The sequence below is a fragment of the Rothia sp. HMSC071C12 genome, from assembly GCF_001813895.1.
Taxonomy (GTDB): Bacteria; Actinomycetota; Actinomycetes; order Actinomycetales; family Micrococcaceae; genus Rothia; species Rothia mucilaginosa.
In genome coordinates this window covers 362,582-381,944 of record NZ_KV814371.1, presented here as the reverse complement: position 1 = coordinate 381,944, position 19,363 = coordinate 362,582, and the positions used below count along the sequence as shown (strand labels likewise).

Annotated in this window: 11 protein-coding genes and 1 tRNA gene; 5 read left to right on the top strand and 7 right to left on the bottom strand. The window is 57.3% G+C overall.

Annotated elements, in window-relative coordinates; all coding sequences use genetic code 11:
• The first annotated feature begins 13 nt into the window (after positions 1-13).
• From HMPREF2942_RS04775 to HMPREF2942_RS04760, 4 genes are all read left to right on the top strand, one after another.
• Positions 14-3,133 carry a UPF0182 family membrane protein gene (locus tag HMPREF2942_RS04775; RefSeq protein WP_070688518.1) on the top strand — a complete coding sequence of 1,040 codons (3,120 nt, stop codon included), beginning with the start codon at positions 14-16 and terminating at the stop codon, positions 3,131-3,133.
• 335 nt (positions 3,134-3,468) lie between these two features.
• Positions 3,469-3,545, top strand: a tRNA-Met gene (locus HMPREF2942_RS04770).
• A gap of 649 nt (positions 3,546-4,194) precedes the next feature.
• A complete protein-coding gene (locus tag HMPREF2942_RS04765; RefSeq protein ID WP_070688517.1) occupies positions 4,195-5,430 on the top strand; it encodes an IS256 family transposase in 1,236 nt (411 codons plus the stop codon).
• Between the two features lie 104 nt (positions 5,431-5,534).
• Entirely contained in the window at positions 5,535-6,128 is a 594-nt protein-coding gene (locus HMPREF2942_RS04760) for a protoglobin domain-containing protein (RefSeq protein WP_005505324.1), read from the top strand.
• A gap of 575 nt (positions 6,129-6,703) precedes the next feature.
• On the opposite strand, the gene HMPREF2942_RS04755 is transcribed toward HMPREF2942_RS04760, so the two are convergent.
• The 3 genes from HMPREF2942_RS04755 to HMPREF2942_RS09625 all read right to left on the bottom strand — a co-directional run bounded on the left by HMPREF2942_RS04755 (position 6,704) and on the right by HMPREF2942_RS09625 (position 8,960).
• Entirely contained in the window at positions 6,704-7,327 is a 624-nt protein-coding gene (locus tag HMPREF2942_RS04755; protein ID WP_005505326.1) for a hypothetical protein, read from the bottom strand.
• 726 nt (positions 7,328-8,053) lie between these two features.
• Positions 8,054-8,656 (bottom strand): ABC transporter ATP-binding protein, encoded by a 603-nt coding sequence (locus HMPREF2942_RS04750; protein WP_231840295.1) that lies wholly within the window; start codon positions 8,654-8,656, stop codon positions 8,054-8,056.
• 64 nt (positions 8,657-8,720) lie between these two features.
• Complete coding sequence (locus tag HMPREF2942_RS09625) at positions 8,721-8,960, bottom strand: gallidermin/nisin family lantibiotic (protein WP_005505332.1); 240 nt, start codon at positions 8,958-8,960, stop codon at positions 8,721-8,723.
• A gap of 1,445 nt (positions 8,961-10,405) precedes the next feature.
• On the opposite strand from HMPREF2942_RS09625, the gene HMPREF2942_RS04745 reads away from it, so the two are divergent.
• Complete coding sequence (locus HMPREF2942_RS04745; protein WP_070688516.1) at positions 10,406-12,808, top strand: S-layer homology domain-containing protein; 2,403 nt, start codon at positions 10,406-10,408, stop codon at positions 12,806-12,808.
• A 121-nt stretch (positions 12,809-12,929) separates the two neighbouring features.
• Here HMPREF2942_RS04745 and HMPREF2942_RS04740 read toward each other — a convergent pair whose 3' ends face one another.
• The 4 genes from HMPREF2942_RS04740 to HMPREF2942_RS09435 form a co-directional block, all read right to left on the bottom strand.
• Positions 12,930-13,694: a PspA/IM30 family protein gene (locus tag HMPREF2942_RS04740; RefSeq protein WP_070649158.1), complete on the bottom strand. Its 765-nt coding sequence runs from the start codon at positions 13,692-13,694 to the stop codon at positions 12,930-12,932.
• A 265-nt stretch (positions 13,695-13,959) separates the two neighbouring features.
• The gene (locus HMPREF2942_RS04735) at positions 13,960-16,026 is read right to left on the bottom strand and encodes a TPM domain-containing protein (protein ID WP_070649159.1); all 2,067 of its coding nucleotides are present in this window, start codon (positions 16,024-16,026) and stop codon (positions 13,960-13,962) included.
• Between the two features lie 269 nt (positions 16,027-16,295).
• Positions 16,296-18,758 (bottom strand): non-ribosomal peptide synthetase subunit, encoded by a 2,463-nt coding sequence (locus HMPREF2942_RS04730; protein ID WP_070688515.1) that lies wholly within the window; start codon positions 18,756-18,758, stop codon positions 16,296-16,298.
• 310 nt (positions 18,759-19,068) lie between these two features.
• Entirely contained in the window at positions 19,069-19,236 is a 168-nt protein-coding gene (locus HMPREF2942_RS09435) for a hypothetical protein (protein ID WP_168165097.1), read from the bottom strand.
• Positions 19,237-19,363: the final 127 nt, after the last annotated feature.

Sequence of the window (19,363 nt, the reverse complement as noted above, 5' to 3'; positions counted from 1 at the left end):
TGAGCGAGGAATTGTGTCTGAGTCGACCAATAACACCGCGCATCCCAAGCCGAAGAAGTCCACGCCTAAGCGTCGTAGCCCCTTGCGGGTGACGATTGCTGTGGTGGCGGTGCTCATTGCCGCTTTTGTGGGTGCGTCTCAGGTGTACACGGACTGGCTGTGGTTTGATCAGCTGGGTTATAGCACCGTGTTCACTACCCAGATTTTGTTGAAGGCCGCCGTGTTTGTGGTGGCTGCCCTGGTGGTTTCTGTGCCGCTGTGGGCTTCGATGTCGTATGCGGTCCGTCATGCTGATGTGGCGCCCGCGTCCGAGAAGAAGCCGCAGGAGGCGCCGAACCCGAATCAGAGCGTGCCGACCAGCGGCACGGATGCTGCCGAGCAGATGCTGCGTGACGTGTTTGGTCAGCAGCGTGCTGAGGAGAGCATGCGCCGCTACCACGAGAGCGTGGATAAGGCGCGTAAGGTTCTGCTGATTGTGGTTCCGCTGCTGCTGGGTCTATTCATTGCTTCGGCAACGATGACCCAGTGGAGCACGGTTGCGCTGTTCTTCAACCAGCAGTCCTTCGGTAAGACGGACCCCGAGTTTGGTCTGGATTACGGTTTCTTCCTGTTTGCGTTGCCGTTCTTCCGCATGGTGGTGACTCTGGTGACCTCCGCTGTGGTGCTGTCGGCGCTCGCAGGCCTGTTTATGCACTACTTCTACGGCGGTATTAAGGTTCAGCCGGGCGGTGTGAGCACTACGTCGGCGTTCCGTCGTCACGCTGCGATTGTGGCAGCTGCGTTCTTGCTGACTCGTGCGGTGAGCTTCTGGTTGGACCGCTATTCGTCGACTCAGCAGCAGGTGGGCCGCTGGGCTGGCGCGATGTACACGGATGTGAACTCGTCAATCCCGGTGAACGCTATTTTGGCGATTTCTGCTCTGCTGGTGGCGATCATGTTTGTGGTGGCTGCTTCGATGAATCGTTGGCGTCTGCCGCTGATTAGCACCGCGATGCTGGTGATTGTTGCCGTGGTTGCTGGCGGCCTGTACCCGTGGATTGTTCAGCGTTTCCAGGTGGTTCCGAATGAGCAGGGCGCTCAGTCAAAGTTCATTCAGCGCAATATTGATGCGACCCGTTACGCGTACGGTCTGGACAAGATTGAGACCACTCCGTATGACGCGACGATTGATACTCGTGCCGGTGCGTTGAGCTCTTCGAGCGCGACCATTGCGAATATCCGTCTGTTGGATCCGAATGTTGTGTCCTCGGCGTTTGCGCAGATGCAGCAGTTCCGCCCGTACTACCGTTTTGATTCGCAGCTGTCGGTGGATCGCTATTCGGTGGGTAACACCACGCAGGATACGGTGCTGGCGGCTCGTGAGCTGAACCCGGCGCAGACGAGCGGCGATTCTTGGTATAACCGCCACGTGGTGTACACCCACGGTTACGGTGTGATTGCCGCCTATGGTAACCAGGTGGATTCTGCGGGTAACCCGAAGTTCTTGCAGTCCGGTATTAAGGCGACCGGTACCCTGAGCGAGGATTACGAGCCGCGTATTTACTTTGGCACGAGCTCGCCGGAGTATTCGATTGTGGGCGGTAAGGGCGACACCCTGGAGCTGGACCGTCCGCTCTCTGCTGACGAAACCAACGCCTCCGATGCGAAGTACACCTTCACCGGTTACGGTGGTCCTCGCGTTGATTCGCTGCTGGCTCGCCTGTCCTATGCGATTAAGTTCCAGTCCTCTGACATTCTGCTGTCGGATGCAGTGCGTGAGGGTTCGCAGATTCTGTACGAACGTAACCCGCTGGATCGTGTGCGTAAGGTGGCACCGTACCTGAGCGTGGATTCTAAGCCGTACCCGGCGATTGTGAATAACCGCGTGCAGTGGATTGTGGATGCTTACACCACGAGTGACCAGTTCCCTTACGCGCAGGGTAGCTCCCAGGATGCGGCAACCGCTGCGGGTGCTCAGCGTTCTAACTCGGTGAACTACATCCGTAACTCGGTGAAGGCTACCGTGGACGCGTACGACGGTTCGGTGACCCTGTACGCGTGGGATGAGGAGGATCCGGTGCTGAAGGCGTGGCAGGGTGTTTTCCCTGGCACGGTGAAGAGCTACCGTGAGATGAACGCTTCGCTGATGAGCCACGTGCGTTACCCGACTGACATGTTCAATATTCAGCGCACCATGCTGAATAAGTACCACGTGACGAACGCGAATAGCTTCTATGCCGGTGACGACGTCTGGTCGATTCCGAACGACCCGACCAATGATCGTAACCAGCCGATTTCGCCCTACTACCTGTCCCTGCAGATGCCCGGCGATTCTCGTGCGCACTTCTCGTTGACGACCACGTTCATTCCTCAGCAGAGCGATTCGAACTCTCGTAACGTGATGTACGGCTTCCTTGCCGCTAATGGTGATGCCGGTACCGGTAAGGACGGCGAGCGTAGCCCCGATTACGGCAAGCTGCGTCTGCTGGAGTTGCCGCGTTCTTCGGTGGTTCCGGGCCCGGGCCAGGCTCAGAACATTTTCAACTCTGATGCTGAGGTGTCGAACCAGCTGAACCTGCTGCGCCGCGGTTCGTCCGAGGTTATTAACGGCAATATGCTGACTCTGCCGGTGGGCGGCGGCATGCTGTACGTTCAGCCGGTGTACGTGCAGTCGAGCGGTGACGCTAAGTACCCGCGTCTGCAGCGTGTGCTGGTGAGCTTCGGCGATAAGGTCGGCTTCGCTCCGACTCTGGAGGAGGCGCTGAACCAGGTGTTCGGTGGCTCTTCGGGTGCTAAGTTGGACGGCTCGGCTACGGCTTCGCCGGCTCCTTCGGCGTCTGCCTCCGGCTCGTCTAGCTCTTCGACCGGCGGCTCGTCGGCTTCGCAGTCTTCGGAACTGAAGCAGGCTCTGACGGATGCCTCGAAGGCAATGACCGATGCTGATGCGGCAATGAAGAAGGGCGACTGGGCCGCCTATGGTGAGGCTCAGAAGCGCCTGGAAGCTGCCGTAAAGAAGGCGCTGGAGGCTGAGGAGGCGCAGAGTAAGGGCTCGGCAACCCCGAGTGCTTCTGCAGCTCCGAGCGCAGCGGCTAGCTCTTCTGCGAGTGCCCCTGTAAGTGTTAAGCCCAGTGCGAGCCCCTCGGCTTCTCACTAAGATGCCTGAGGCAGCGGGGGAGTAGCGCATACCGGATGCTCACGGATCGGATGTCCACGGGTCTAGCGTCCTCGCTCTAGAACCGGGGCCTGCACTGGATACGGCTCCTACTGACTACCTCTAGCGGTCTCTGCGGGAACGGGGTGGAAGTGATTCACTTCCACCCCGTTCCTGTATGTTCTACCCCTGGCACTGCCCCGTAGCCCCTATTCCTACCCAACTGCTTTCTACCCAACTGCTTTCTACCCAACAGCCCCTATTTTTGTGTGCTTGGTTACAAATCGCGTTTTTGGCTTGCATGCCCGGTTTGGGGTCTGTATAGTTGTATGAGTCGCCGCGGGGTGGAGCAGTTCGGTAGCTCGCCGGGCTCATAACCCGGAGGTCGCAGGTTCAAATCCTGTCCCCGCAACCAGAAAAACCCGGTATCTCAACGAAAAGTCGCTGAGATACCGGGTTTTGTTTTGCCCTGACGAGACCGAATCCCTATGTTATTCCCTACCTTTCAGCCAAACTCAGGCCCGTCGTCGAGGTGGGGGGAGGGGGGACTATCACCCAACATCGAGGACTATCATCCAACGCCCCTTCGGGGCGTATGACTATCTTCGCTCGTGCATGATCTCGTGGGAGGGAGGTTGCAGAGGAGGATTTTCACCGCCTAATCGGCGTTGATACCGGCTGTTTACCGCCTGAAAATGCAAAAGCGGTATAGCATTTTCCCTCGTATCTCAACCGAATCCCAACCCTTTACCGCCTTCACCGCCTAAAACCGAAAACTTTTATATATACACACGCATATGTAGGAAGATGAACACTCGCGTGTACACTTTTTAGAAATTAGGCGGTAGAGGCGGCAACACACCATGTTTTGACTGATATACCAACGTTTTCGATATACCGCTTAGCCTCAAACAGGCGGTAACTAAGCGGTTGAAAGAGTAGCGTCCCGCATAGTGGTGTAACCGTGTGGTGATCGGCCCGTTGCTTGTGATGGGTGCGGTCACCGTGTGATCCTTCGAGAAAGCTCTTCTACTTCTGACTCGAAACGATTTGGAGGCACAACGATGACCGCTCCTCATATTATCGACCCTGCTGGCATGCTTGGCGAGGCGTTGTCCCAGGCATCCCCAGATTTGATGCGTTCCTTGCTCCAGCACGTGATCAACGCGTTGCTATCAGCGGACGCTGACACCGTGTGCGGGGCCCAGTGGGGTCAACAAGATCCGCAGCGTCACACCCAGCGCAACGGGTATCGCCACCGGCCCCTGGACACCAGGGTCGGCACCATTGACGTGGCGATCCCCAAGCTGCGCTCAGGTACCTACTTTCCAGAGTGGTTGCTTCAACGCCGCAAACGCTCCGAAAGCGCCTTGATCACAGTGGTCGCTGACTGCTACCTAGCAGGAGTGTCTACACGCCGTATGGACAAGCTCGTCAAAACCCTGGGGATCACAGGACTGTCCAAGTCCCAGGTCTCACGCATGGCAGCCGACCTGGACGAGCACGTGGATCAGTTCCGCAACCGGCCCCTCCACGATGCCGGGCCTTTCACCTTCGTTGCCGCTGATGCGCTCACCATGAAAGTGCGCGAAGGAGGACGCGTCGTCTCGTGCGCGGTTCTGGTTGCCACTGGAGTCAACAATGACGGACATCGCGAAGTGCTGGGGGTGCGCGTATCTACCAGTGAGACCGCTCCAGCCTGGAAGGAGTTCTTCTCTGACCTGGTCGCCCGGGGCCTGACCGGCGTGCGCCTGGTCACCAGTGATGCCCATCTGGGCCTGGTTGAGGCCATCGCCGCCAACCTACCCGGAGCCACCTGGCAACGATGCCGTACCCACTACGCCGCTAATCTCATGTCGGTCACCCCCAAAGCACTATGGCCCGCTGTCAAAGCGATGCTGCACTCGGTGTATGACCAGCCCGACGCGGCATCGGTCAACGCTCAATACGACCGGCTCTTGGACTACGTCCACGACAAGCTCCCCGCCGTGTGTGATCACCTCGATCAAGCCAGGGCAGACGTCCTCGCGTTCGCGTCTTTCCCCACCGGGGTGTGGACCCAGATCTGGTCCAACAACCCCAACGAACGCCTCAACCGCGAAATCCGCCGCCGCACCGACACCGTGGGAATCTTCCCCAACCGACAAGCAATCATCCGCCTAGTCGGAGCCGTCCTCGCCGAACAAAACGACGAATGGGCCGAAGGCCGACGCTACCTCAGCCTCGACATCCTCACCAAATCACGACTCACACCACAACCCACCGGGCAGGAGGACACCCCACTCCAACTCAGCGCATAACCCAACCCGAAGGACACAAAACGATTACACCACTCCACAGGACTTGGCCTGAGCAAGAGCACGTTCTACAATTGACGCATAAGTTCAAGTTCAAGGAGGTTCGCATGACCGCTTACGACCACTCGTCGGGGTACACCTACGGCACCGATGCCGTCCCCACGTCTCCGCTCACACTCGAGGATCTACGCCAGATTGAGGCCGCCGCGCACGTCCAGCCCGGTGACGCAGAGCTGCTCGCGCGAGCAGAACCCATCCTGGCGCCGCATGCCATGGAAATGGTCGACACGTGGCGCGGGATTTTGGCTCAAAAGACCTACCTGGCAGCACATTCCGCGCATCCGGATGGACAGCCGAACCCCGAGTACGCGCAGGCGTCAAAGCCCCGATTCGCCCAGTGGATCATCGACATGTGCACGCGCGAGCGGGATCAGGCGTGGTTGGACTACCAGTACCTGATCGGAGCTCGACACATGACCGCGGCGAAGAACGCGGCGGATGGGGCGGACTCGACGCCATTCGTGCCTCTGCGCTACGTGCTCGCCTTCATCGCGCCGACTGTGGAGGTCGGGCACCGTCTCCTGGCGGAGGGCTTCGAGGGCGCAGAACTGGACGCTGTCCGTGACGCGTGGACTCGCGCTGTGACTGTCGCCGTGACAGTGTGGGCGTATGCCTACCGCGATCACCCCGAGCAATTCTGATCCGGCGCTCGCCACCTACGACTCCCCCATCGGCCGCCTCACGCTTGATAGCGGTGTATTCGTCTTTCGCACTCTCTGACTGCTCTCCCTGGAAGCCTCAGTGGCTTCCAGGGAGAGCTTTCTTTCTGGGTTATAGGACACTACGTGTTGCTGGTTGGGTGACTTTTCGGCTTTCTGGTGCGGGAAAGTCACTCTTTCAGTTGGTCGTGTTTGCCTCGTTCCTGTGAATACTGCATCGTGCTCTGTGTGTGGCTGCCCCATGATCCGTCACGGTAAGAAGTCAACAGGAGGTCCTTTGAAGATCGCGGTGGTAGAAGTCCGCTCATCATCAAGGACCTCGACCTCTACCCACAACCCCCGACCAATACCTGGTCACCCACACTCAACTCGGAAGAGCCGGAAATAGCCTTCGTGATAGCGGAATAAAACGAAGGTGTGGAACTTGCAAGGACCGATCTCAAACTGGGATTCGATAGAACAGTTTAGCAAACGCTGACTTCGCTTTGCCGTCACTTGGAAACCTATCCGTTGGAAGTGCAGCTATCCTCACATACGCTTTTCCAAGTGAAGTATAGCTATGCACGTTTCACCGACGTTAGTAAAAACCCCGAACTTATCGCAGCCAACAGAAACCCGGTAGAAAATATATAGGAGCCAAAGGTGGCGCCTTTTAAAATCCAAGTCGTGGGAACGACAGCAAACAAGATCGGTGAGTTCGCAAAATCACCTGTGCTAATCGGAAGACCTGCCACCACAAAAAAGATGATAACAATCCATGAAACTAATGAAGTAGTCCAAAGCCGAAGCGCAAAACAGGCCAGAGTTAGCACAACCGAAGAGAAAACAAGTACTAAAGCAGTATGACTCGACAGTCGCTCATTAACAAGCTCGCCAATGATAGAGACATAAAGCAGACTCAAACAAAGGTTAACTACTTGTGCGAGAAGCAGCGATTTAGCAATGAACCGGAGCAGAACTTTATCGTGAATACTAAACGAGACGTACGAGGCAGGGACCTTAGCATGCGACAAAGCTAGACCTGCCGTGGCAATTGGGAGCATGATGAGTAACGCGGATTGCGCTACGGCAATGGTATTTCCATAACGGAGAAACAGCAGCGGAAGAACTAGTGCACCGAGATAAGCGATCGTGACCCAACGAATGATTGCAATTCGCTCGATAGAACACAAAGACTTCATTTTCTTACTGCTCCTTTACTTCGAAACCTAGCCACAAGAACATAGGTAATAATTAGGATTGGTACCGGGATAAGCGCAGAGAAACCGAAATTTGATTGCTCCTGGATATCTACGAACGAGATTGCGGTACCATTGAGATTCAGCCCTACGGAGTGGAGGGCGTTTGATATGTATGGGGTAGCATTGTCAGCTAGGTTACCGGGTAGCACTATCCAGAAGTACAGAAGAACACCTGAAATTACCGCGGCAGTCGGAGGTTTTGAGAGACTTTCTAATGTCGAGTAGATCAGAGCAATTAGTATACTTTGGAAGGTAAGAAAGCAAAGCAGGGTTGCTAGCCCAGAGTGCATTTTCGAACCAGACAAAACCATTGTTAGATCGAATAGCAGCACACTAAGTAGGTTTACAAGAACTATTGAAAGTGTTCGACAGATGGTGCGTAGGACGCTAGGCAACCAGGCAATGTATACCTGCTGAGGCAAACCCCCGTAGTGGACCTTGGAAACCCTAGCATCAAGTATAAAGAGTAATGCGAGGGAAATTAGTGGCTGCGTTCCAGTAAAGAAGAAGCTGTATCCCCCTGTTATTGGAGTTCCGCTTGCCTCACTTGAAATCCATGCACCGAGGAATAGTGACGCCATTGAGCCCAAGATAGCCGCGAGAAAATACCAGATGTTCCAATAGTAAGTAAGCAAAGCACGGATAGCTGAAGTAATTCGCATGGTCCTACCCCCGGTGATATAGGTCCGCGAGATTCACGCCGTTGAGGTCGGGGATATGCAAAGCTTTGCCGTTACGAACTACGACACACTCATCCGGGACGCCTTGAATCTCATGGAGGAGGTGCGTTGATATTACAACGCAGTTCCCTTCGTCCCGATAACGACGAAGCGTCGCAGACAAGGAGATCATGCCATCTGGATCCAAACCATTCTGTGGCTCATCAAGGAACAAAAATCTTGGTCTAGATAATAAAGCAAGACAAAGCTCCAGCCGTTCCTTCATGCCGGTCGAGTAGTCCTTGGCTTTCCGCCCGTGGGCAGCGCGGACGATGCCCACACTATCCAAGGCCGACTCAGGATCAACATCCAGACCCCAGAATGCCGCGACGACCTGTACATTTTGTTTACCGCTCAGATACGGAAAGTAGCTTGGATGGTCGATTGCAGCTGACATTTCGCTAATGTCTGTCTGATCGTATCTAATGTGGCCACTTATTGGTTTTATCCGACCAAGGAGCGTTTTCATTAAGGTGGTTTTACCTGCCCCATTTGGTCCAAGGAGGCAGATTATCCTGCCAGTATTTAGCTGCAAGTTAATGCCGCTCACTACTGGGGAATTCTTGTACCCAACCGACAAATCAGTTACCGATATAGCTGGCATGGCCTACCTTTCAAAGAAAACGGCCCTGGAGGTAAGGCCTAGGATGCCTTCCCTCCAGGGCCGACTGCTGCGACAAAGCTACTAACCACTTGCAGCCAACAGAGATGCCGCAGCCGTTAGCACACTGGGCAGTGAAGCATGCAATGCCACCCGTCGGGCACCCAGGGGCGCACAGGAACTTCGAGGTGATGTGAGGACAAACAGCTTCCTCAACCTCTTCAACACGGGTGTCAAGGTCAACGGTGACCACGACTTCTCCAAGCTCTCAGAATCTGAACATATTCAGGTAACAGAAAGTTACCCGCACTGCTATGATACAACGATGCAAGATTAGTAGGGGCAACTTTCAGAATGTTCAGGTCGCAGGTTCAAATCCTGTCCCCGCAACGGATAACTCCCGATAGCTTAGCTATCGGGAGTTTTTTTATTCCCTAAAACCCGTACTCCCGCCGACCTGTCTCCTTCTGCTGTCCTCCCGTCACCTTCCGACCGCCGGTCTGCCTTCTTTCGCCACCTTCCTGCACCTTTCCTGTCGGCGACCTGTCTTCATTTGCCGCCTACTTTTCTTCTTCTTGTGCTACCTTTCTGCCGCCTGCTGGGCGGCTTTCTTTATATCTCCTGCCTCTCCGTATCTCCTGCCTTCTGTAATCTGCGGAGGGGGTCTTCTGAACCTTGTCGGGGCGGTGCTTCGGGGAGACTGATGGGGGGGGCAGCCTGCTGTCCCTTCGGGGTGCTTGAAATGGATCTTTCAGCCTTTCGAAACCTCCTCAGAGAACCGCTTTGAAAGTATCTTGCAATGGTCTTCGGGATGTCTCCCTATGTGGTGTCTTTCGAAGCACCTCTCGGAGTGTCTCTCAGTACTTCTATCGGAGCTTCAAGCCGATGTGCTCATAGGGGGGGGGGCGGAGCCACTTTTGGGTGGTTATTGGAGAGTAGTTATGCCTTCTTTCGATGCTGCTTTTTGGGTTCCCTGAAGGGGGTTCGGGAGGGGGTTTCAGTAGCGTGATGAGCGGCCTGAAAGGAGGTCTGATTGGGGGAGTAGTGAGGGGGCCATTTTTGCCTCAGAGTGCATTCTCAAAGTGGAATATGCGAAAGGTGTCTATATTCCGGGCTTGGAAATCACCCGTTTTACCCCGGAATTCCGCGGTTTTTGGTAAAAAATGGTCCTTGAGTGCAACAATTCACTCTGAAAGTGATTGTAGTCACATGTAAAACCTTCAAGTTAATTGTAGGGTTTTTTGAAACTCTTTCAAAAAACGCCCAAAAACCCCGGAAAATCAAGGAAAAACAGTCCATTCAACCTCTACTTGAGGGTGATTCAAGTTAAACTAGAGCTTTAGAAAAAGCTCTTGTTAAGATTGAATCTTGTTCGATACCCAAAAATAGCCCCAAAAAACCGCTGGAAAAGGCTTTTTGACCTGGTAGCTTTGAGTACGTAGCCAAAGGCACCTCGATATAGAGCGCTGACCTGGATGAACACCACCACCGTCCATCCAGAACCCCACAATGACGAAAGCACACACGCTTCCCTCACCATCAATTCAGCCGCTCAACACCCCAGAGGTGATCACACCACACCGGGTACCCCACCCACGCCTTGGCTCTCTATAGGCCTCACACCTATGGACCCCTATCGCTCAACTCTCGACGGGCACCACCATGCCCTAACCACCTACCCCTAGAGGACGATTACCAATGGCACTTCGCCCCCGCACCGTTAAGGCTGGCTCCCTGGCAGCCATCGCCGTACCCTCCGTACTCGGCAGCACCCTGGTAGCACCCGCTTCCGCATTCGCACCGGTTGTTCTGGACATCCCCGGCGCAGCTACCGCAACCCAGACTCCCAAGTCCCTGTTCACCTCCACCGTGCAGCCCACCCTCTCGCAGGTTTCTGTACAGATCCGCCAGCAGGCAGAACAGGCAAAGCAGACTCAGCAGGCTCCCGCAACGACCGCGGTTCAGCCCATCCAGAAGACCTACACTGCTCAGGCTGCACAGCCCGCACAGGCGGCTCAGCCTTCCGCTCAGCCCACCCTGGCACAGGTTGCACAGCAGACCCCCGCCGCTCAGCCCGCACAGTCCGCACAGGCTGCTCAGTCGGCATCCGGTGTGGCGGCAACCCGCACCAACCAGACTTTCCTGTCCTACACCTCCCCGGCTGGTACCACCTCGCAGTACCATGTCTACGCTGAGGGTGTGGACTTCTCCAAGCCCGTTGGCGTGGTCTTCTACTTCGATGGTGACTACTGGCGTAACGACCAGTCCAAGGTCTACGACCCCTCCGGTGAACTGGCTCAGATGGCAGCATCCGCAGCGGCACAGAACATGCTCTTCGTGCCCGTCATCTCCCCGGACGCTAACCGTTACGATGCTGGCGTGACCTGGTGGGAAGACATGGAGCGTAACGGCGAGTTCTTCCGTTCCTTCGCTTCCTCTTTCATTGCGGCTAACGGCGTGGACTCCTCCAACGTGTGGACCATGGGCTACTCCGGTGGCGCTGAGTTCATCACCTACGAGCTGAACACCAAGCCCCAGACCTGGCGTAACGGTGGCGGCTCCATCATGGTTGCTGGCGGTGGCCTCGATGAGGGTACCCCCTCGGATGCGCTGAAGTCCCAGCCCATGTTCTGGTACGCAAACTCGAACGACGGCTCCGGCGAGACCTACCCGCAGACCTGGAGCGCACGAGGCGCCGTTGAAGGCGGCTACAACGCCTACCGCAACGCCGGCTACACCAACGCTTCCGCGACCGTTCTGAACGGCTCGGGCCACTTCGACTACAACTTCTCGCAGATTCTGAGCAACTCGCTGACCAAGGGCAAGGCAACCGCCGCTCCCAAGGCCGAGCAGAAGACCGAACAGAAGTCTGAGCAGAAGCAGCAGAACACTCAGCGCGCCCGCACCATGAGCTCCGCAACCTACCAGAGCTACACCTCCCCGGCGGGCACCACCTCCCAGTACCACGTGTACGCGAACAACCTGGACTACTCCAAGCCCGTTGGCGTGGTCTTCTACTTCGACGGTGACTACTGGCAGCGTAACGAGTCCAAGGTCTACACTCCCGACGAGGGCATGCTCGCGGCAATGGGTAAGATCGCTAACGCCCGCAACATGGTCTTCGTGCCTATTATCTCCCCGGACACCAACGCATCCGGTGACGGCATCACCTGGTGGGAAGACATGAACACCAACGGTGAGTTCTTCCGCTCCTTCGCGAAGTCCTTCGTGAGCGAGAACAACCTGGACGCATCCCAGGTGTGGACCATGGGCTACTCCGGTGGCGCCGAGTTCATCACCTACGAGCTGACCGACCACAACACCGCATGGCGTAACGGCGGCGGCTCCATCATGGTCGCAGGCGGCGACTCGGACGGCTCCGTGGACGCTGACGCAACCACCAAGGGTCTGCCCATGTACTGGTGGGTTGGCGCGAACGACACCTCCGGTAACACCAACCCCGTCACCTGGAGCGCACGTGGCGCAGTCGAGTCCGGCTACAACGCATACCTGGGCGCTGGCTTCTCCGACGCCCGCGTGAAGCTGATTGACGGCTTCAGCCACCACGACTACGACCTGCCGCACATCCTGGCGTCCTCCCTGGACTTCGCCGGTAAGACCCCCGCACTGGGCTACAGCGACCTGTCCGATTCAAACCCGAACTACAACGAGATTAGCTGGAACTCTGATCGCCGCATCATGCTCGGCTTCGCGGACGGCACCTTCCGCCCGAACGCATCGGTCAACCGCGCGCAGCTGGCAACCTACCTGTACCGCGTGGCTGGTCGTCCCGCAGTGAACGCACCGGCTGTTTCGCCGTTCAGCGACGTTCCGGTGAACCACCCCGCGTACAAGGAGATTTTCTGGCTGAGCCAGCAGGGCATCAGCGGTAGCGACTTCCGCCCCCTGAAGGCCGTCACCGAGTCCACCATGGCTGAGTTCATGTACCGTGCGGCTGGCTCCCCGGCACAGGCTCAGGGCGGCTACGCGTCCCAGGCTCTGGCGTGGGCTGCCTCCAACGGTATCGGTACCGGTTCCACCTCCAACGCTGCGGTCACCCGTGACGCTATGGCAGGCTACCTGTACATCTACGCGAACTAAAGCTCGCACCCCTTAACACATAAAGATCCGCCCCGTTCCTGAACTCATCAGGAACGGGGCGGATTCTTTATGGGTTTAGCTCAAGAAGCTATGCGCTAGACCAGGCATGAGAATCTCAGGCTTAGAGAGTCTGGGTGGGGAGTTCCACAGCCAGGGGAGTCGGAGCTGCCGGAGCGTTCTTTGCCTTCAGAGCGGCCAGGCGAGCGTCCAGCTCGGTCTCGCGCTCCATCTGGTCCAGGGTGTTGAACTGTGCATCCAGGGAGGAAGCTGCCAGCTCCTGCTGACCGATGACGCGTGCCTCTTCGCGGCGAACCTTCTCTTCGAAGCGGCTCATCTCGCTGGTCGGGTCCAGAACGTCGAACGCCTTCAGAGCGTCGTTCACCTGGGTCTGAGCTGCTGCAGTCTTCTGACGTGCGGTCAGCTCATCGCGCTTGTACTTGACCTCTTCAAGCTTGGAGCGCATCTTCTCCAGGCCGTCCTTGAGCTGGTTGACAACCTGAGTCTGGGAAGCCAGCTGAGGCTCAACAGCCTGTGCAGCCTTCTCAGCCAGCAGCTGCTTGTTCAGAGCAATCTTCGCGAGGTTATCGAACTTGTCAGCGTTGGCAACGTCGCCAGCTGCGCGGAACTCATCAGCCTTGTTAGAAGCTGCCAGAGCCTTGGTGCCCCACTCCTGAGCGGCCTTGACGTCCTCAGCGTGGTCCTTTTCGAGCAGTCGCAGGTTGCCGATGGTCTGTGCTACTGCAGCCTCCGCCTCGCGGATGTTGTTGGTGTAGTCACGAACCATCTGGTCCAGCATCTTCTCCGGGTCCTCAGCTGCATCAATCAGAGCGTTGATGTTTGCCTTAGTGAGCTGTGCAATACGGCCGAAGATGGTCTGCTTAGCCATAATCTCCTACTTTCTGTTCACGGGCTGCGGGGGAGCACTACGCTCCTCGTGAGCCGTGCCCGTATAACTAATTATGTGGCAGATTTCTGGGTGCATGCTGTGAAAATGATGCACGCCTGATTTCTGCAACCTAAACTTTTGGTAAATTACCTCAGGTGTTTTCCGACTGGGGAAGAAAGCGGTGAGGTAAGCTAGCCACCCCGCCGGTCAGACTGTAGAAAAACCTACAGAAACCGACCGACAGAATCGTTAGCATCGGAGGCGGTTAGAAGCTACCGCCGTCACCGCCGCCGCTACCCCAATCGCCGCCGCCGCTGAAGCCTCCGCCCCAGCTGCCGCCGCTACTACCGCCACCGCTGTGGCCGCCGCTGCTACCCCAGCTACTGGTGCCGGAGTTCATTGCGGTCATCAGAGCGCCCAGCAGCAGGCCCTTTGCCAGGTCACCGCCGAAGCTACCGCCGCCGCGGTCATTCTGGTTGTTGTAGTAGTTGCCGACCTCGCTCTGAGCGCGGTTCTGCGCGTCGGTCGCCTTCTGGATCGCCATGTTGGCTTCCTTCATGGCGTTCAGCGGATCCGAAGAAGCCAAGCGCTGAGCCTGACCCAGGTGACGCTCCGCCTCAGAAACAGCGGTCAGGGTCATCGGGCCCACCGCAGCACGGCGGTTATTAATGTAGCTACGCGCACCGTTCACCGCAGCGTAGGCAGAACGCATCGTACGATCCAGGTTCTGCGAAGCCGCACGAGAACGCTCGCGGGTAGCACGCATATTCGTCATTGCCTTATCCAGCTCGGCGGAAAGCTGACGCAGCTGGTTCGCCAGAGTCAGCGGGTCATTCGGGCGAGCCGAAGCGCTCTGGTTGACCTGGTTGAGCACCGCCTCCATACCGGCAGCGACCGCACCCAAATCATCGCGGCGCTGAGATGCAGCCAGGCTCTTCGCCTCAGCCACGTCACGCTGAATGCTCAGCAGGTCGGTGCTCAGACCCAGCTGAGCCTGCTCCAGCTCATGCGAGCGGGTATTCACTGCCGCACCCAGCGCCTGAATCTGCGAGGCGGCTTCCTCAGCGGTGCGCAGGTGAGCAACCGCCTCCGAACGAGCCATCGCAACGGTCGCCTGAGCCTTCTCAACCTCCGCAGCACACAGCACCATGTTCGATTCCAACAGGGTAGGAGTCTTCGAAATGGGCTCCAGCGCGCTGGGCAGGTAACGTTCCTTCAACGCGCGGTACTGGGCGGCAATCTCCTCCACCGAGGCACGCAGCTGCGGCAGACGCTGAGCCAGAGCCTCAATAGCCTGCGGTGCCTCCTGCTCCAGGTTGCGCAACTGAGCCAGCTTAGCGTCCTGCTCCTGAGCAATGCGGGTGACTTCCTGAGAGTTATCAATAATCTCAGTCAACCAGGCACGCTGCTCAGCCTCGGTATCCGGGATGCTATCGGTCAGGAGCTGCTGACGCTGGAAGGACTTACGCATCAGATCCTCAGCACGCGCAATCTCCTGGGCGAACTCAGCAACCTGCTGATCGCTGTACTGTGCGCGCGCAAAATCCAGTTCCTGCTTCGCGTGGCTCATCGTCGTATCAGCCTGCAGCAGGGCGCTACCGGCGCGAGTGCGCAGCTCCTCCAGCGGAACCTCCGGAATGGGGGAGTAGTTACGAGGCGCACCGTAGGAACGCTGAGGCTGCTGCTGAGCGTTCTTCTTCTTGCGGCGGCGGTACATCGCGTAACCGCCAGCACCCACGGTCGCCGCCGCACCCACACCGAGCACGCCGGATACAACACCCGAAGAGCTACCGCCCTTCTGAGCCTCGATACCCTCAACTGCGGCAAGAGCCGCACCCGAATAGTCGCTATTCTGCAGCTTCGGTTTGATGTAGTTCTGGTACACCTTCGTCTGCTGATCACTCGACAGGGTCTTCGTGCTACCCGCCAAGAAATACGCCTGGCGAGACTCGGTAGCAATCACCAGCACCACATCGGCAGAACCCCAATTGTTCTTCGTGGCAAGCGCCTTCGTCCAGCTCGAAGAAGTAGACGGGTTCTCAAACTTATCGATGACCACTACGTGCAAATCCACGTTGTGCTTCTTCGACAGAGCAGAAATCTTAGACTTCAGGGTAGCGGTATCACCCAAAGAGTTCGTGGAATCGTACACGGTGGTGCCCGTAATCTGCATCGGGTCAGCAGCCTGAGCAGACGTGCTCAAAAATGCAGAACCAGCCGGCAGAACCACCGGGGCACAAGAAAGACCTGCCGCCAGCACTGTGGCACCCAAGATAGTGCGCAGGCGAGGGCGTGCGGGACGAATCTGACGCGCAAAGGCGTGCTCGGTCATGGTCTTTCCTCCGTTGTCGTGAAGTATGAACGGACCTGCACTTCACGGCGTGCTTGTTCATCGCACACCTTAGTGCTGGTCACATTATTAGTGTAGCTGTGGCACAGCCACACAGACGCACAGATACGAGAATATTGCGCCGCTGTTTGCCGACCGTTTACCGACTTCCCAGGCTTTATACAGGAAAGCTGGTATACAGGAAAGCCGGTATATAAGAAAGCCAGGGTCTAGGCTCATGCTAGACCCCGGCTCACCGGCTATTCAGTTAGTTAGCGCCGGCGCGCAATCTTCAGATTGCTCATCAGGTGCTCCACTACCTCCGCGGCATCAACATCGTGGATACTCTGTGCTATGCCGTTCACCACCTGAACTCGTGAAGACGAGGCGAACATCCAGCCTAAGAACTGCACAGTATTCAGCAACCTAGAACTGCGATCTGCCTGTTCCCGCATCTGTGACCACAGGATGCGGGGGACCGGCACGTCACGACCCCTATACTCCCGGGAGCTAGCGTGAGCCTCCAGAAGCTCAGCGAGCGCCTCAATATTTTCGGTCAGCTCCTTCAAATCCTCATCCCCGGCAGAAGGGCCGACGTAATACCGATCAACCAGGCTCAAAGGCATGTAACCGCTACAGCTACTCACCCACGCCAGCTTCAAACGTAGATTCTGCAGGCGAAGCACCTGCCGTAGAAGCCGCGAATGAGTGCGCAATACCGACAGCGGCATGGAAGATAGCCTCTTCTCCTCCGAAAGCAGACCCTCGAAGGAGCCTTCCCCGGAAAACGCCTTATACGGATCCGAGACGCCCGCTAGAAGCACCGGTCCCTCGTAGTGAACGAACGCCAGAACCTCGGGAACACTCGAGAGGGAACGGATGCGCTCGCCAATGGTCGGAAGATCCTCCCCATCCGGGGCGTACTGTTCGCGGCTGAACATCAACGTCTGGATAGGCTGCTCGGCAAGGTCGGGCGAGTCATGAGCAAGCGCCCGCAAATCGGTCACGACCTCCGCCAGAACGCCGTCCTGCTCAACCTGCAGAAGCTCCTCCAGGAGCTCAATGACAGAGCGCGCCTGCAAGCTCAAGACCGCGGCGCAGAACTCCGCATCCTGAAGCTCAAGACGCACCTTCTCCAGGCGCTCTTCCAGCGTGGACTGCACGCCCTTGAGCTCAAACTCGCTCAGCTGTTCCGGGCGGAGCATACGGTGCGTACCGTCCTCGCCGGAACGGTAGAAAAGCTCGCTAAACTCCAACGTAGACTGAACGCCCTTCAACGCCCGCTCTCGCAACTCGGGCAGAACGTCAAAGGCAACTTCGGTCATCTCATTCCAGACCTTGACCTCATCGAGATTCGAGTCCTTACGAACAGTCTTCTTCCAGGTCTCGGCAAGCTGCATGGCGCGATCAAAATCGCTCAGCTCCACAAAAGCCGCCAGCTTCTGCGCGCTCTCACGTAGATAACGCACCGCGTAGAGACGGTCGCTCAAAGAGTCCGGGAGGGTATCCTCCAGCAGACGCCACCGGAAGGTGCGCTCAAAGCACTCCTCGGTCAGGCTAATGACGGTGGCGCTCAGGGAGAGCGCATGATCGCGAGCAAACGCGAAAGAGCCCGGGGTATCCGCCAGACGAGGCAGGGACGTATAAAACTCCAGCGCCCCGCTCAGCTTCAGCCGAGATACCCGGATGGTTTCTTCCAGCTCAGCGGCAAGTACCGTGCGGTCAGCCTGGGCAGTCTCCTTGAAACTGTGCAACGGAGAAACCTGCGCACGCTCCAGCGTCTGCAGGTTCATGACCGCACGCATGAGATAGTTCTCAAGAATATCAATCTGCTGCAGGCGCGGACGCTGATTCAGCGGAACATGATTCTCCTGCGTGCCCACCAGCAGATGCTGCGGCACACCGCTAATCGACGGCAGCGCAAAGACTTCATCCTCTGATGTACTGACAGAAAGCACCATGGGGTAGCGGCTGCGCTGCGCGTTCTCTAGAGGGGGAATGAGCTTGAAGTTGGTGCTCAAAGAGAAATGGTCGGAGGGCGCCGGGTTATTCTTGGGAGCCTGCGGGGCGGTCTCCTGCTGCGGGCGCTCTTCAGGCTGCGCCGGGGTGTTCTGGGTCATGCTCTGCTGCTCCCGGTTTTCTGCTGATGGGCTTTCTGCTGAATGGTTCTGCGCTGTAGAAGAACTAGACTCGCCACCTACCTGCATCGGCTCCAACGGGGACGGCGCCGCCACCGGCTGCTGAGGAGGCTGAGGCGAGGCAGGGTGAGGCGAGGGCGCCTGAGCCTGCTGACTCTGCTGAGTCTGCTGAGCATTGACAGCCTGATCCGGCTCAGGGAGCGGGGACTGCGCCTGGTTCTGAGCAGAACCCTGCGCCGACTGCTGAGCACTATTACCCGGCTGTGCTGGCTTCGGCTGGTAGTGCATCGGGTAGCTCACCGCGCCCTGTATTGGTTGCGAAGGAACCTGCTGAGGGGGTACTTGCTGCGCCGCAGACTGTGAAGGTCTCTGCTGATTCATCGCCTGGTTCTGCTGCTGTTGTAATACCTGCCGCCTAATCTCACGCGCACGACGGCGCGAAGGGCTCAACGACGCGAAAAACGCTACCGCCGCGCAGATCAGAACAAATATAAGCAACGCATACAGGCGTGTTGCGCCATCCAAAGAAGACGCCACCGCCGCAGGCATGACCGACAGCGCGCCAACAAGAGCGAAAACAGCAGAAATAATCCTCATGACTTCACCATAACCCAGCTAAATCCCGGGTGCTCGCAACGCCGTTGCCTTACCGCATACTAAAAGGGAAGTAGCCGGGGTGCCGGGTACTCTCCGACAGTGCTTCCTGTGCCCCGCATCCGCCTCACAGTTAAAGGACGATGCGGCGTGCGCCCTCATGTAGGGGCTCACGCCGCATCAATCATCACTCAACTCATTATCACACCCGGGCCGGTCCTCACACCGACCCTTCGGGACATACTGGGGATTCTCGCCCCTCCCGGTGCAGGGCTCTCATCTCCCGCCCCGGAAAACTATCAAACTCTCTACGCTACCTACCGGCAGTCAGTGCGTGGGTAGCCATCTGCTGAGTCAGCTCGGAGGCCTTTTCCGCACGATGACGGCGGTACACCATTCCCGAGCAACACGCCACAATACCCGCACCAATACCGATGGAGCTTGCCAAGATCGCACAGAAAATCAGGGTTCCGATCATCATGGGTTTCTCCTTTGCTTTTGTCCTTTGCCTTTGTTCTCGGCTCTATGTGCCTTCAACATTACGGACTGACCCTGTGTTCAAGCTGTGTACCAAGAAGCGTCATGCTGTGTAAACCGTGGAGAAAAAC